Annotated in this window: 6 protein-coding genes and 5 pseudogenes; 7 read left to right on the forward strand and 4 right to left on the reverse strand. The window is 67.1% G+C overall.

Translation table 11 applies throughout. The features are described 5' to 3' along the window. Positions 1-700 precede the first annotated feature (700 nt). From F7D09_RS11765 to F7D09_RS11780, 4 pseudogenes are all read right to left on the reverse strand, one after another. Positions 701-1135: pseudogene (locus tag F7D09_RS11765) on the reverse strand (alpha/beta hydrolase family protein); the annotation flags it as partial. A gap of 372 nt (positions 1136-1507) precedes the next feature. Next, positions 1508-1891, reverse strand: a pseudogene (locus F7D09_RS11770) (prolyl oligopeptidase family serine peptidase); the annotation flags it as partial. 486 nt (positions 1892-2377) lie between these two features. Next, positions 2378-3604: pseudogene (locus tag F7D09_RS11775) on the reverse strand (DPP IV N-terminal domain-containing protein); the annotation flags it as partial. 429 nt (positions 3605-4033) lie between these two features. Beyond that, positions 4034-4252: pseudogene (locus tag F7D09_RS11780) on the reverse strand (hypothetical protein); the annotation flags it as partial. Between the two features lie 1933 nt (positions 4253-6185). Here F7D09_RS11780 and F7D09_RS10240 point away from each other — a divergent pair. The 7 genes and pseudogenes from F7D09_RS10240 (at position 6186) to pknB (ending at position 15874) form a co-directional block, all read left to right on the forward strand. Continuing rightward, entirely contained in the window at positions 6186-6887 is a 702-nt protein-coding gene (locus F7D09_RS10240) for an FhaA domain-containing protein (RefSeq protein WP_152235392.1), read from the forward strand. 26 nt (positions 6888-6913) lie between these two features. Then, entirely contained in the window at positions 6914-7465 is a 552-nt protein-coding gene (locus F7D09_RS11800; protein ID WP_452082089.1) for an FHA domain-containing protein FhaB/FipA, read from the forward strand. 7 nt (positions 7466-7472) lie between these two features. After that, positions 7473-9113, forward strand: coding sequence for a PP2C family protein-serine/threonine phosphatase (locus F7D09_RS10250; RefSeq protein ID WP_152235393.1), 1641 nt, complete (start codon positions 7473-7475; stop codon positions 9111-9113). After that, on the forward strand, positions 9110-10933 hold the full coding sequence (locus tag F7D09_RS10255; protein WP_152235394.1) for an FtsW/RodA/SpoVE family cell cycle protein: 1824 nt from the start codon (positions 9110-9112) through the stop codon (positions 10931-10933). The genes F7D09_RS10250 and F7D09_RS10255 overlap by 4 nt, the downstream gene beginning before the upstream one ends. After that, positions 10930-12396: a peptidoglycan D,D-transpeptidase FtsI family protein gene (locus tag F7D09_RS10260; RefSeq protein ID WP_152235395.1), complete on the forward strand. Its 1467-nt coding sequence runs from the start codon at positions 10930-10932 to the stop codon at positions 12394-12396. The genes F7D09_RS10255 and F7D09_RS10260 overlap by 4 nt, the downstream gene beginning before the upstream one ends. Next, a pseudogene (locus F7D09_RS10265) lies at positions 12393-13307 on the forward strand (serine/threonine-protein kinase); the annotation flags it as partial. The gene F7D09_RS10260 and the pseudogene F7D09_RS10265, both read left to right, overlap by 4 nt. A gap of 449 nt (positions 13308-13756) precedes the next feature. After that, complete coding sequence (gene pknB / locus F7D09_RS10270; RefSeq protein ID WP_152235396.1) at positions 13757-15874, forward strand: Stk1 family PASTA domain-containing Ser/Thr kinase; 2118 nt, start codon at positions 13757-13759, stop codon at positions 15872-15874. Positions 15875-16201 lie beyond the last annotated feature (327 nt).

The raw sequence follows: 16201 nt of genomic DNA on the forward strand, positions 1-16201 counted from the left end.
GGGTTCGACGGGGTTGCGGGGAGGTGGCGGCCGGATTTGAGGCCGGAAATTGGGGTTGTGATGGCCGTTGGCCGAGATGTGGGTGTTTTGTTTGGCGTTTTTGGCGGAGACGCTCGAGTGCTGGTATAGCAAAAACGGCTCTATGAAGCCGTTTTGGAGCAATCGCACATTCGGACGGTCCAATCATTTCACGAAACAAAACACCCACATCTCGCCAAAGGGGTGGTTGGAGACCGCTGCGGCCTCCTCCGGCCGTGCCGGACTCCCGGTTTTCTCCCATTCGAGTGGGCGCAGACGGGAGTCACGGTCTCAGACTCCCGGATCCCTCCCATCTGGACCAGCCAAAGTGGGAGAAAACCCGGAGTCACGATTTTGGACTCCCCATCTTCTCCCATCTGCGCCCGCTCATGTGGGAGAAAACCCGGAGTAGCACCGCCAGACTCCTAGATTCCTCCCATCCGGCTAGATGCAAATGGGAGAAAAACCGGAGTTATGGCCCCAGACTCCCGGATCCCTCCCACCTGGGCTGACCACAATGGGAGAAAACCCGGAGTAGCACCGTCAGACTCCTAGATTCCTCCCATCCGGATGGACGCAGATGGGAGAAAGACGGGAGTAGAATATCCAAACTCCCGGAATTCTCCCATCCCGGCCTGCAGAAATGGGAGAAACCCGGGAGTCTGTGACCGGCAGGAGTCTGTCACAGGTCGAGGGCGTCGCGCAGGAAGTCGCGCTGGAGGATCAGCAGGTTCTCGGCGACGGTCTCGTCGTTGGTCATGTGCGTGATGCCCGTGAGCGGCAGGAACGTGTGCGGGCGCCCCGCGGCCATGAGCGCCTGCGAGAGCCGCAGGCTGTGTGCGATGGTCACGTTGTCGTCGGCGAACCCGTGGATCAGCATGAGCGGACGGGTCAGCTTCGGCGCGTCGGCGATGATCGAGTTGCGCTCGTAGACCGCCGGATCGAGGCCCAGATACCGTTCGGTGTAATGCGTGTCGTAGAGCGTCCAGTCGGTCGGCGGGGCGCCGGCGCACGCGGCCTTGACCACATCGGGCGCGTCGAGCACGGCGAGCGCCGACAGGAACCCGCCATACGACCAGCCGATCATGCACACCTTGTCGAGGTCCGGCGCGGGGATCGGCGCGAGGCGCGTTGCCAGGCCGACCGCATGACCACCCTCAGCCGGCTCAGCCGGCAGCTCCCGCCAGCGGGAGCGAGAGGAATCGGCGTCACCGGCAGACGCCGCATCAGCGCCGACACCGGCATGACCGGCATCACCACCGGCCGCACAGCCACCCTCAGCCGGTGCGGTCAACGGCTCCTGCGAACGGGACTGAGCGGAACTGGCGTCACAACCACCCTCAGCCGGCTCCGCCGCCAGCTCCCGCCAGCGGGAGCGAGAAGAATCCGCACCAGCGGCGCCATCCGCGGCCCGGCCATCCGCGCCCACAGCGCCATCCGCGTCCGCAGCACCCGCCGCACCCACGGCACAGGAGCACGAGACCTCGCAACCTCGCGCCGTGTTGAGCTGCGCGACCGCATCGGGCAGCGCGCGCACGGCGTCGACCTGATCGGCAAGCGTCACGTCCTTCATATGCTCGAAGATCTCACGGTCCCACGCCAGCCCACGCCCGGTGGTGCCACGGCCGTCCGCGATGACGACGAGGAATCCCTGGTCGGCCCACCACTGCGCGTCCCAGTAGTAGCTCTGGCTGAACACGACCTGCTGGTGGCCGGGGCCGCCGTACGGCTTGAGCAGCACCGGCAGCCGGTCGGCGTGCGCGTACGGGCTGGATTCGCTCGGCGCGACGATCGCCGTGTACAGCCGCCGCTCGCCGAGTCGCGTGAACGTCACGTTCGGCGTGAATCCGGGCTCGGCGGCGTGGTTGGCGATCGGTGTCGCGACGACGGTCAGCGCGGGGGCCGCGGCATCGGCATCGTCCGGAACGCCGACAGACCGCGCGCCTGCGACGCCAGCAGAACCGTCACCCCCGGCAACGTCGGCACAACCGTCATCCCCGGCAGCGTAACCCACGGTCCGCGAACCGGTAGCCGCCTGACCGTCGCCGGCGACCGCGGCGGACGCGACGGCTATCACATCGGCAGCCGCCGTCTCGCTGGCAGAACCGGCAGCGGCGTCAACCGCCGGCGCACCGATGCCATCCACGCTACCGTCGCCAGCTGCCGCGCCAGTCGCCGGCGAACCGGCCGGCGAGCCGCCAGCCGCACCGGCAACGGCAACGCCACCGTCATGCGGCAAATCTGCGCCGTCCACAGCGCCGGCGACAGCTGCGCCGGCAGCCGCACGAGGATCGTCTCCGGCTCGCTCCGCAGCACCAACGCCATCAGCGCAGCCTGCGCCCGCGCCCAGCGTGAACGAATGCGTCATCGTCACGCCGGCTGCAGTCATGTCGCGGCCGGATATCACCAGACCATCGCCGGCGCGGCTGGCCGTCCACACGCCGGGCCGTACGGTCACGGGCGTTGGATTGCCGTCGAAGTCGAAGCTGACCACGTCGAAGCTGCGCGCGTCGTGCTCGGCGACCGCGTCCCACATATCGAGACCATCCGTGAGACCATCCAGTTCAGGCGTGCGCTGCACCACGGCGAGCACGTCGCTGTCGGTGACGTCGAGCACCTCGCGCACCTGCCAGCCGGACGGCGTGAACGGGCGGCCGTCCACGGTCAGCCGGTTCGTGTCTGCGGCCATGTCGTTGAGCGCGCAGACCAGCCGGCCGTCGGGCGTGTAGGCGGGCGTGCCGGCGATCAGGTCGAGCCACTGGTCGTTCGCATGCTCGGCCAGTACCACGGTCGAGCCGACCGGACGCGGCCGCGCGGACGAGGCGCCGCCGACCGCCGCCGAGCCAGGCCGCGCGGTGACCACGCGCAGCACCTGATCGCGCGTCTGCCGACGGTTCTGCACGAGCAGCAGCGGGTCGTGGCCGCGCGACCAGCGCACGGCGGCGACGTACTCGTACGCCTTGCGGTCCCACGCGATCTGCTGCATGCCGAGCCCCGCGTACCGGCCGTGCTCGTCGAACGTGAGCTCGGCCAGCGTGAGCCGCACGTCGGCGTTACGCGTCAACGCGCGGGCGTAGCGGCGCGCGGACGCCGGCTGCTGCGGGTTCGCCGGGTCGCTGATGTACCAGACCGGCTCGGGCGAGGCGTCGAACGTCTCGAAGATCAGCGCGTCGGAGTCCGGCGACCACCAGAAGCCGTCGTACCGGTCCATCTCCTCGCCTGCCACGAATTCGGCGAGGCCGATGCGCCACGTGTTCTCGCCGCCCTCGTCGTTCGGGTACACGCTCCACAGCGTGGTGGTCCGGTCGGCGGTCGGGTCGTGGGCGGACGCGACGGCCTCGTCGGCGCCGCAACGGTGGGCGTGGCGGGGTGCGTGGGCGGGGGACGGGACGACATTGGCGGGGGTGACGTCGGCAATCGGTTCGGCGGATGCCGACGGCACGCGCACGGCAGCAGCCGAATCAGCCTCGCCGTCCGACTGCGTTCCCGGCCACTGTTCGGCGATGTCGACCAGAATCAGATGTTCGCCGGTCGTGTAGGCCACGTGGCGGCCGTCCGGCGAGATGCGCGGGTTCAGCACTGGCGTGAGCTCGCTGTCGTGCGGCTCGGCGGCGCGGTCAGGGCCAGCGGAGCGGTCGAAGTCGGAATCAGCAGTCTCGTCAAGGTCGTCGGCAGTGTCATCGGCAAGGTCGTCGGCGGCGAGACGCCGTGTACGCGCGGACCAGCGGACGGTTTCGGCCGCAAAGTCGCGGTCCGTAGGCTCGGTCTCATCGGCAGCCGGCGCAGCGATCGAATCGACAGCGTCGGCGTCGGCGACATCCTCACGTTCGGCAACAGCGGACGCGACGACGGCAGTGTCGGCGACAGCAGACGCTCCGCCTGCCGCGACGATGTCGGCGGAACCGGCGGTCCCATGTTCGCCGGCGTCCGCAGCGGCACCGGCGAGGCTGACGCTGCTGACGGTTGCCGGCGAACCGGCGGCCGCGTACGACTCCAGCGGGGCGCCGTCGCGCAGGATCTCGGTGAGGAACAGCTGGCCGTTGATGGTGAACGTGACACGTCCGCCGGCGGCGTCGACGGAGTACGCGACGATGCCGGCGCCGCCTTCGCGCGCACGCTCGCGGCGGGCTCGCTCCTCGGCTGGTACGTCCTCGCTGTCGGCGTCGGCGAGCAGCTGGCGTGGGTCGGCGAGCAGGATCTCGCGCGCGTCGCCGTTCGGATCGATGACGTTCATCCACAGCGACGTGACCAGATCCTCGGGGCCGTCGGAGCGCAGGAACAGCGCACGCGAGCCGTCGCCGACGACCTGCGCAGAGCGGGGCGCGCCGGACGTGAATCGCAGGGTGCGAGCCTTGCGACGTGGGAAGTCGCGGATCGCGGCGGATTCGGGTGCGGGGGAGCCGGCAGCGTGCGCCGCGGCAGATGGAGTCGCGGAAGTCGCGGCGGACGCAGGGTCAGCGGACGACGTTGCACGCGTGGGGATGACGGTCTTTGGCGCTGCGGATCCCGCGGATTCGGCGGCGCCGGACGTTACGGCGGCATAAGGAGTTGAGGAAGTTCCGGCGGCAATGTCAGACACTGCGGCAGCGGACCTGACGGACGACGTTGTGCGCGTGGGGATGGCGGTCTTTGGCGCTGCGAGCGTCGTAGATTCGGCGGCGTGCGTAGCAGGCGCGGCGCCGGCTGCTGCAGCGGCAGAGAGCGCTGCGCCGGGCTCGGCAGATTCGGTGGCGGACTGCGCCGGGCGGATGGTTTCATCGGAGGTACTCATACCATCACCGTAACCGCCCGGGCTCCCATTCGGCGGGCATGGCCGAAAGCGGAGTCCGGTACACCGCTAAATCCGGGTTTTCTCCCATTTCAGAGGGCCGATATGGGAGAAAACCCGGAGTCCGCCGGCTGGACTCCGAGGGTAGGCCCGTTTTGACGGTCCAGAATAGGTCATTCGCCGGAGTCCCATGTCCGGACTCCGGGAGTTGACCCGTTTTAAAGGGCGGAAACGGACCAATGCCCGGAGCCTGCGAGCTGAACTCCGACCGGCGACTACGATGGCGATGCCCGGCATGGCCGACGATTCCCGTGTCCGGCTTCTGGCGGGAGCATCGTGTCATATGCACCGATGTCTCTCACGTCACTCTGCTCGGGTACACAGAGTGATGCACCATTCAAACCCGTGCAAACACTGGGGTTTCATACCCGCGTCACCATGCAAGGGCGGGCAGCGTGACGCAAGAGGCGTCCGGCAAAGCGTCGCCGGCAGCCGGTGACACGCCGACCGCCGGAGTTGAAGATCTTGACCGGCGAACTGGCCTGTCGCGTACGGCGGCCGGTATTGCGGTGCGGCGGACGGGGGGATGTCGTGGCGCCGGCGATCGGGGACGGGGCCGGGATGCGGGGGATTCGATGCCGACTGCGTCCCGTAAGTGCAGGAGATGCCGTTTTGTCGTTATGGGACGTCCCGCAACGACAAAACGGGGGATTTCGTCGTTATGGGACGTCCCGCAACGACAAAACAAGCGAATTTGCACTTATGGGACATCCAGCACACAGATGCACCACGCCGACGACATCACCAAATCGTTGAAAAATGGCCGTTTCCCAGCGCTGCACCGATACCGGCACGGAAGCGGAATCAGCAGCGCAGACACGGGACGCGGTCCCGTAAACGCAAAAACGGCGATTTTGTCGTTACGGGACGTCCCGCAACGACATTACGGGTGATTTTGTCGTTACGGGACACGGGAGACGTGCAATCCCCGTGTCCCGCTGTCACCGGGCCCGATGCCGTCGCGGGCGGCGCTCCCCCCGTCAGCTGCGCTGACAGCCCCCTCCACCGAGGGGGCCGAGGGAAGCGGGACGGACGGCAACGGCAGCGTCCTGCGAATAGGGGCGGCCTGCGGCGACCACCCTCAGTCTTCGCTATCGCTCAGACAGCTCCCGCCAGCGGAAGCGGGAATCATTCGGACTCGGCCTCTCGAAGTGAACTGCATCCCCGCACGCACCCCACACCCGCGCATCCCCACACGGCCCGCGAAAACGCGCACGCATACGCCAAAAACTCCGCCGAGTCGTGATTTTTTTGCGCCCATACACGCGAAAACGCCCGTTTTCCCGCGTCACTTCCCCACTGACGTATAGGATAGGTGAGGATATAGAAAGGGATCACCATGAGCGTTCTCGACCGTTTTGAGAAAAGTGTAGAAGGCGCGGTCAACGGAGTCTTTTCCAAGTTCGGCTCCAAAGACCTCAAGCCCGTCGACCTTTCCAGCGCCCTTGAGCGTGAGATCGACAATGAAGCCATGCCGGTCGGCCGTGACCGCACGGTAGCCCCGAACGAATACCGGTTCAAGCTGAGCACCGCCGACTTCGACCGCATCGAGCAGTGGGGCAGCGAGGTGCTCGCCAATGAGCTCGCCGACAACCTCACCCAGTACGCGAAGAGCCAGCATTACGCGTTCGTCGGCCCGGTGATGGTCATCTTCGAGGAGGATCTGGAACTGCCGAAGGGCAGCTTCCACCTGTCCTCGGAGTCGGTGCAGGGCAACGTGGCGCCCGTGCAGACCGTCGCGCAGGCGGAGGACCATCCGATGCTCGAGGTCAACGACAGCCAGTACCTGCTCACCAAGGAGAAGACGGTCATCGGCCGCGGCTCCGGCTGCGACATCGTGATCGACGATCCGGGCATCTCGCGCAAGCATCTGGAGATCGACCTGACGCCGAACGGCGTCATCGCGCGCGACCTCGGCTCCACCAACGGCACGTACGTCGAGGGTCATCAGGTGCCCGCGGCCACGCTGCTGGACGGCAACACGATCACGATCGGCCGCACGCGCATCCTGTTCTGGGCTTCCTCGCAAGAGCAGGAGTGACCCCGAGCCAGGAGTCGATTTTTCGTATGATCACCGAACTGACATTTGCGATCCTCAAGTACGGGTTCCTGATCCTCTTGTGGGTCTTTGTCTGGCTTGCGGTACGGTCGCTGCGCAAGGACATCGAAACGTTCAGCCCGCAGCCGTCGCGCGCGCGACGCCGCCGTGACAAACGCGCCATGAAGAACGCCGACACCGGCCAGCAGCCTGCCGCCGCACGCCGCAGCGGCACCCCCGCGCAGGCGCCGCGCACGTCGCGCCCGCAGCAGTCCGCCCGTCCGGGCGCGCCCACGCTGCTGGTGCTCATCGACGGGCCGAAGGCCGGCGCATCCGTGCCGCTGAACGGCGAATCCATCACTGTGGGACGCGCCGCGTCCAACACCGTGGTGCTGGACGACGAGTTCGTCTCCTCCCACCACGCCCGCGTCTACCAGGACCCTGCCTCCGGCCAGTGGGCCATCGAGGATCTGGGCAGCACGAACGGCACCATCGTCAACCAGCAACGGTTGAAGATGCCGATGATTCTGCCCCCGCGCGTCCCGGTGCGCATCGGCGCGACCACCTTCGAATTGAGGTGAACAGCCTATGCCGAATTCCGCTGCTTCACAGACGTTGTTCCTGTACTCCACCACGGTTTCCGACGTCGGCACCGTGCGTGCCAACAACCAGGATTCATCCTTCGCCGGCGAGCATCTGATCGCCATCTGCGACGGCATGGGCGGCCATGCCGGCGGCGACACCGCGTCGACCATCGCGATCCGCTCGCTCGCGCACATCGAGCATGATGACGTCAACGGGGACGTCAGCACGGTCGCCACGATGATGGAGACCTCCGTGATGGCCGCGCACGACGCGATCGTGGGCAAGGCCAAGCACGAACGCAAGCTTGCCGGCATGGGCACGACGGTCACCGCGGTCGCGCTCGTCGCCGGATACTGGGTGCTCGCGCACATCGGCGACTCGCGCGCCTACCTGCTGCGCGACGGCCGCCTCACGCGCATGACGCAGGACCACAGCTACGTGCAGCATCTCATCGACACGGGCCGCATCAGCGAGGCGGAGGCGCGCAACCATCCGCAGCGCAACGTGGTCATGCGTGTGCTCGGCGACTTCGACATCGACCCGCACCCGGACATCGCGATCCGCGCCGCCCACCCGACCGACCGGTGGATGCTGTGCTCCGACGGCCTGTGCGGCGTGCTCGAGGACTCCACGATCGCCCGCACGCTCAGCGCCTACTCCGATCAGGAGGAGTGCGCCCAGCAGCTCGTCTCCATGGCGCTCAAGGCCGGCAGCACCGATAACGTCACCGCCGTCGTGGCCGACGCCACGCTCGCGCTCGACGCGAACGCCTTCGACCTGCCGCATCAGACCCCGCTCGTGGCGGGCGCGGCCAGCGCGAGCCTCGAGCCGATCGCCGACATCATCAACGAGCCGGTCGCCACCGCGCCGATGCTGCGGGACGTGAACTCCCCCGCCCAGCGTGCGGCCGCGCTCATCCAGAACCAGGCGGCCAAGCAGCCGTCCGCGCCGCGCGTCGCCCAGCCGTCGTCCGTGCGCGAGGAGAACGGCGAGCGCGCGAACCCGGACACCGGCGAGATCCCGGTCGTGCAGAAGCGCGACGGCCACGTCACCGACGATCCGAACGACCCCGAGGTCGCGAAGGCCATCCACCACGAGCAGCAGGCGGAACGCAAGAAGACCCGCAAGCGCGGTCGCCGCCGCCGCATCGTCACCGTCATCTCGGTGCTGGTCGGCCTGCTGGTGGTCGCCGGCGGCGTGTTCGGCGCGTACCGCTGGAGCCAGACGAAGTATTATCTGGGCGACTCGGACGGCATGGTCGCCGTGTTCCAAGGCGTGAACACGAACGTGTTCGGACTGCGGCTGTCGCATGAGGTGAAGCGTACCGACATCGCGATCTCGAGCCTGCCGCAGTCGTGGCGCGAGCCGCTGCAGGAGGGCATCACGTTCAACGACTACGACGATGCCGTCAGCCACATCGAGACAATCCGTCAGGAGAAGAACAACTTCAACGAGAAGTCCGAAACGACCGACGACGGCGACACGAGCGGCAGCTCGACGACAGACAAGTCAACGTCCGGCAGCTCGACGTCCGGCAACAGCGGAACGTCCGGCAGCTCGACCGACAGCAACACGAATAACTCATCCGACAGCCAAACCACCACGCCGTCCGGCTCCGGCGCGAACGGCGGTGACGCCCAATGATCCTCGTCCGTCTCCGTCAGGCCTCGCTGCTGCTGCTGGCGATGCTCATCAGCGTGGGCGCGTTCTACCAGATGTTCCTGCGCGTCTACGGCAGCTTCCCCAGCAACTACATCGGGATGCTCGCCGTGGTGGCCGCGCTGTTCCTGGTCCTGTGGGGCCTGCTGCTCAAGTTCAAGCAGTACGCAAGCCAAGCGATCCTGCCATGCGTGCTGCTGCTCACCGCCATCGGCGTGGTGATGATCGCGCGTATCGACAAGCCGATGAAGACGGCTGTCGGCACACGCCAGCTGATCTGGCTGTGCGTGGCGCTGGTGCTGTGCTGTCTGCTGGTGGCGGTGCTGCGTGACTATCGTCTGCTGCGACGCTACGGCTACGTGAACATGGTGATCGGCCTGGCGCTGCTGCTCTCCCCGATGGTTCCGGGGCTGGGCCGCAGCATCAACGGCGCGAAGATCTGGATCGGTATAGGCCGTTACCAGCTGCAGCCGGCCGAGTTCGCGAAGCTGTTCCTCGCGTTCTTCTTCGCCGCGTACCTGTTCGACCACCGCGACCAGCTGGCCGTGGGCGGCCGCAAGGTGCTGGGCCTGCAGCTGCCGCGCATCAAGGACCTCGGTCCGATCATCCTCGTGTGGGTGGTGTGCATGGGCGTGCTCATCATGCAGCGCGACCTGGGCACCTCGCTCATGTTCTTCGCCATGTTCGTCGCGATGCTGTATGCGGCGACCGGCCGTGCGAGCTGGCTGCTCATCGGCTTCGTCGCGTTCGCCGTGGGCGCGGTGCTGGCTGCCGGCATGTTCTCGCATGTGGGCCAGCGCGTGGACGCCTGGCTGCATCCGTTCAGCGACTACGAGTACAACCGCGTGGGCGGCTCGTGGCAGCTGGTCACGGGCATCTTCGGCCTTGCGGCAGGCGGCATGACCGGCACCGGCCTGGGTCAGGGCCAGCCGTCGCTGACGACGTTCGCGAACTCCGACTTCATCTACACGTCCGTGGGCGAGGAGCTGGGTCTGACCGGCCTGCTGGCCGTGCTCGTGCTGTATCTGATCATCATCGCGTCCGGGTTCATCACGGCGATGAAGATCAAGGACGGCTTCGGCAAGCTGCTCGCCTCGGGTCTCGTCTTCACGATGGCGTTCCAGGTGTTCACCGTGGTCGGCGGCACCACGCTGGTGATTCCGCTCACCGGCATGACCATGCCGTACATGGCGGCCGGCGGTTCGTCGCTGATCGCGAACTATGTGCTCGCCGCGCTGCTCATGGTCATCTCGCATGCCGCGAACCGTCCGGAGCCGGATACGCTGTCCGACACGTTCCAGTACGAGGCGTTGGCCGTGCTGCGTGACCGCGAGCTGCAGGAGCGTGCGCAGCGTGAGGCGCAGGAGGAGCGCGAGGAGCGTCGCGCCGCCCACGCCGAGCCGCGTCACGCGCAGCATTCCGGCGCGCAGCCGAACGACATGCCGACCGAGGCGATTGTGCAGGGTGGTCTTGCGCAAGACGGCGGCGCTGCCGGTCAGCCGGACGCGTTCGACGGTTTCTTCGACGACGACGCGGCCACGGACGGCTGGACCGCCGACCAGTCCGCGGGTGGTGCGGCAGACAGCGCGACGACCGGCGAGGCAGGCGACAACGTCACCGGCGGCACAGTCAACACCGCGGCCACGGAGCCGGCGATTCCGCCGCTGCCGCCGATCCCGGCGATCCCGCAGGCGACGTACCCGGCCACGTCCGACGCCATCGCAACGCAGGCCGTGCAGCCCATGCCCGTTCCCCGCCCGCCGCAGCAGTACCCGAACCCGAACCCGACAGGAGGTGCCCGATGAACAAGTATCTACGGCAGCTGTTCACCGCGGTGATCGTCCTGTTCGTGATACTCGGCTTCTCCACGACGATCATCACCGCCGTGCAGGCGAACTCGCTGAGCGCCGACTCACGCAACACGCGCGCGCTCTACCAGGAGTTCGGCGCCCCTCGCGGCTCCATCCTCGCCTCCGACGGCACGATCCTCGCGCAGTCCTCCCCCACGAACGACGCGTTCTCATACCAGCGTTCCTACACGAACGGACCGGTCTACGCGCCCGTCACCGGCTACTTCTCCATCACCCACCGCGCGGACGGCGGCGTCGAATCGTCACGCAGCAAACTGCTCAGCGGCAAGGCCGACGCCCTGTTCTGGGACCAGCTCAAGGCGCTGTTCACCGGCGTCGAAAACAAGGGCGCCTCGGTCGAGACGTCCATCAGCTCGAAGCTGCAGACGCTCGCCTACCAGCAGCTGAACGGCAAGGACGGCGCGGCCGTGGTCATCGAAGTGAAGACCGGCCGCATCCTCACGCTCGCGAGCACGCCCAGCTACGATCCGAACGCGCTCGCCACGCACGACACGAAAGCCGCGAACGCGAACTACGCGAAACTGTCGGCCGGCGCGAACAGCGCGATGGTCAACCGCGCCACCTCGCAGCTCTACCCGCCGGGATCCACGTTCAAGACGGTCGTCGCCGCGGCCGCGCTGGAGACCGGCAAGTACGACACGTCCACGCAGATCCCCGCCGGCGCCAGTTACACGCTGCCCGGCACCGCCACCAGCCTGACGAACACGACCAGCGCGGCGGCCGGCACCAACGGCCAGATCAGCCTGCAGGACGCGCTCACCTACTCGTCCAACACGGCGTTCGCCCAGCTCGGCGTCTCGCTCGGCCAGGACAAGGTCGCCGAACAGGCGAAGAAACTCGGATACGGCAGCTCCGTCACCATCGACGGCACGGCATCGTCCGGCCGCCCGCTGAAGTCCGTCGCGTCGAAGTTCCCGGACACGCTCACCGACGACCGTCTCGCGCTCGCCTCCATCGGCCAGGGCGACGTGCTCTCCACGCCGCTCGAGAACGCGATGATCGCCTCCGCCATCGCCAACGACGGCAAGCTCATGAAGCCCACGCTCGTCGACCGCGTGCGCGCCAGCGACCTGAGCACCCTGTCCGAGACGACGCCGGAGGTCATGTCCACCGCGTTCAGCGCGGACACCGCCGGCAAGCTCAACCAGATGATGCAGTCGGTGGTCGAGAAGGACGCGCCGACGCTGCAGATCAGCGGCGTCAAGGTGGCGGCGAAGACCGGAACCGCGCAGATCGGCTCGTCCAACCAGACGAACGACGCGTGGGTCATGGGCTTCGCCCCGGCAGACAACCCCAAGTACGCGGTCTCCGTGGTTATCCATAATGTCAATCAGTTCGGTGTAGAGGCGGCCGGACCTATCGCGAAAGCACTGATGGAGGAGGCCCTGAAACAATGAAACTCGTCGAAGGACAACTCATCCACCGTCGTTACCGTCTGGACCGCAGGCTGGCGCAGGGCGGCATGGGCGAGGTCTGGAAAGGCTACGACATCCAGCTCGGCCGCCCGGTCGCCATCAAGGCGCTGCGCGACGACCAGCCCAACATGGAGTCCAAGCTGCAGCGGCTGCGCGCCGAGGCGCACAACTCCGCGAACCTCGCGCACCCCAACATCGCCGCGCTGTTCGAATACTACGAGCACGACAACATCGGCTTCCTCATCATGGAATACGTGCCGAGCGAGTCGCTGGCCGACATCTACCGCAAGCGGCGCACGCTGCCGGCGACCGAGCTGCTGCCGATCCTCATCCAGGTGGCGCGCGGCCTGTTCGTCGCGCACAGCCACGGGGTGATCCACCGCGACGTCAAGCCGGCGAACATCATGGTGTCGACCACCGGCGAGGTGAAGATCACCGATTTCGGCGTCAGCTACTCCACCAACCAGGAGCAGATCACGCAGGACGGCATGGTCGTCGGCACCGCGCAGTACATCTCCCCCGAGCAGGCGCAGGGCAAGCAGGCGACGCCGCAGTCCGACATCTATTCGCTCGGCGTGGTCGCGTACGAGGGCCTGTGCGGGCACCGGCCGTTCACCGGCACCACGCCGGTCGACATCGCCGCCGCGCACGTCAACGACCCGGTGCCGCCGCTGCCCGACGACATCGACCTGCAGCTGCGTCAGTTCGTCATGTCGATGCTCGAGAAGGACCCGCGCGACCGTCCGAAGGACGCGCTCACGGTCTCGCGCACGCTCGCCAAGATCGAACGGCGGCTGCTCGACCAGGAGACCGCGCAGATGGACGAAACCATGATGGGCATCAATCCGAACCACCGTATGCCGAGGCGCGTGGCGAGCACGCCGCACCCGGCGACGCTGCTGTCGTCCGGGCGACGGGCGCGGCACCGCGCGGGCGCGACCGGTACGGCGGCTGCCGCGGCGGTACCCACGCCGGCTACGACGCCGGCCACGGCGGCGGTCGAGGGCGGCTTCGGCACGACCGCCGCGGGAACGGCTGCCGGTTTCGGTGCGACGGACGTCGCCGCAACCGGCGCGGGTACCGGCATCCTCGGCGACGGACTTGGCGACGGACTTGGCAGCAACGTCGGCGTCGGCAACGCCGGACTCGGCAACAGCGTCGGCAACGGTGACCTCAGCAGCGTCACCTTGGGCAACGTCGATCTGGACAGCATCATCCGTAACGGCGTCGCCGGTAACGGCACTGCCACCGCGCAGACCATCGCGCAGCCGGCGGCGGACAGCCCTGACCTGAACATGAACCTGAACGTGAACATGAACCTGAAGAGTCGAGAGGAACAGCTATGAGCACCAACATGCCAGCATCACTGGCGAACGGCCGGTACCAGCTCGGGCAGCTCGTGGGCCGCGGAGGCATGGCCGAAGTGCACGTGGCGCTGGACACGCGACTCGGCCGCACGGTCGCCATCAAGATCATGCGCGCCGACCTGGCCAACGACAAGATCTTCCTGACGCGCTTCCGCCGTGAAGCGCACTCCGTCGCACAGATGAACAACCCCAACATCGTCAACATCTACGATTCCGGCGAGGAGACCGTCACCAACGACGACGGCACCACCGAACGCCTGCCGTACCTGGTCATGGAGTTCGTCAAGGGCCAGACGCTGCGCGACGTCATCAAGGCGAACGGGCCGCTCAGCCAGCGCGACGCCGAACAGGTGATGCTCGGCGTGCTCAACGCGCTCGAGTACTCGCATCACATGGGGATCATCCACCGCGACATCAAGCCCGGCAACATCATGATCTCCGAGCAGGGCGTCGTCAAGGTCATGGACTTCGGCATCGCCCGCGCACTCGACGACTCCGCGGCGACGATGACCCAATCGCAGGGCGTCGTCGGCACCGCGCAGTACCTGAGCCCTGAGCAGGCGCGCGGCGAGACCGTCGACATGCGCTCCGACCTGTATTCGGCAGGCTGCGTGCTGTACGAGATGCTCACCGGCCGTCCGCCGTTCACCGGCGACTCCGCGGTGGCGATCGCCTACCAGCACGTCTCCGAAGTGGCGACGCCGCCGAGCGCGCTCGTGCCCGGACTGCCGCGCATGTGGGACTCGATCTGCGCGAAGGCGATGGCCAAGGACCGGCAGAACCGGTACGCCACGGCCGCCGAGTTCAAGAACGACATCCTCACGTTCATGAACGGCGGCATGCCGGTCGCCGCCGCGTTCAATCCGCTCACCGACCTGGCGAACGCGAAGGCCCGCAAGCAGGCCGAACAGCAGGGAGACGGCGGCGAAACCGTGCCCATGCAGCCGGTCGCGCCCACGCAGCCCACCGCCGCGTACAATCCGGCCACCGGACAGTTCGAAATGGTGCCGCCCGCCCAGCCGAACGGCGACGCGCTGCGTTCGCGCGCGGCCCAGCGAGCCGAGGCGGCCAAGCAGAAGCGCAAGAAGACGATCATCATCTCGTCGATCGTCGCCGGCGTGGTGCTGCTGGCCGCGATCATCGGCGTGATCTTCATGATGAGCCGAGGCGCGACCACCGAAATGGGCACCGTGCCGACCATCACCGTCTCGATGACGAAAGCGCAGGCCAAGGAGAAGGTCACGGCCGCCGGATTCGAGTTCCAGGAGATGAAGGACACCGATTCGGGCGAGCCCGCGGGCACGTTCACCAAGCAGTCGCCGAAGGGCGGCGCACAGGCCGAAAAGGGCTCCACGGTGAAGGTCTGGTTCTCGGTCGGGCCGAAGTCCGTGCAGGTGCCCGACGTGAGCGACATGTCGCAGGAGGACGCGCGCGCGAAGCTGGAGGACGCCGGATTCAAGGTGTCGGCGAGCACGAAGACCGCCGACAGCGCGAAGATCCAGAAGGACTATGTGGTGAGCACCGACCCCGAGGCCGGCACGTACTCCACGAAGGGCACGCTCATCACGCTGTACATCTCGTCCGGCCTGACCAAGGTGCCGGACGGACTGGCCGGCCAGTCGCAGGACTCGGTGCTGAACACGCTCAGCCAGATGGGCTTCCTGCCCATCACGCAGCAGGAGGAGTCCGACACGGTGGAGAAGGGCATGGTCACGCGCACCGACCCCGGCTCCGGCGAGTTGGTCGAGCAGGGCTCCAAGATCTACGTGTACGTCTCCACCGGCAAGCCGAAGGTCACTGTGCCGAGCCTCGTCGGGCTCACGCTCAGCCAGGCCAAGACGCAGGTCGGCGACAGCTTCACCCTCACCATCAAGGGCGACAGCACCGACGACGCGATCATCGAAACGCAGACGCCGACCGCCGGCACGCAGGCCGACAAGGGCAGCGCGATCACCGTGACCGCCAAGGCGCCCGACAACGGCAACGGCGACGACAACGGCACCGACGACGGGAACGACGACGGGAACGGCAACTCCAGCGGCAACAACGGCTCCGGCAGCGGCAACAGCTCCGGCGGCACCTCCGGCGACTAGCGGGGGCTGGCGGTCGGCTAGGCTGACCGGGCTGGTCTGACAGCAGAAAACAACGGACCGTACTCGAAGCGACTGTTTCGGGTACGGTCCGTTTTCTATTGACGACAAACCGTACCCGTAGGCACCGGCTGGAGTACGTTCGGTTGTATTTTCTCGACGGAACGTACTCGAAGATGCGGTTAGAGTACGTTCCGTTTTGAAATCCTGACGTTGATAATGGTTATGCCGGTTAATCCGATCGGCGATAATGGGAGTGGCGGCCTGGCGGTGACCCTGATTCTGACTGACGGCCTCGGTGATCGTGGCCTGTCCTTGTTCCGATTTGTC

Source organism: Bifidobacterium leontopitheci (assembly GCF_009193355.1).
In the GTDB taxonomy this organism is placed as follows: Bacteria; Actinomycetota; Actinomycetes; order Actinomycetales; family Bifidobacteriaceae; genus Bifidobacterium; species Bifidobacterium leontopitheci.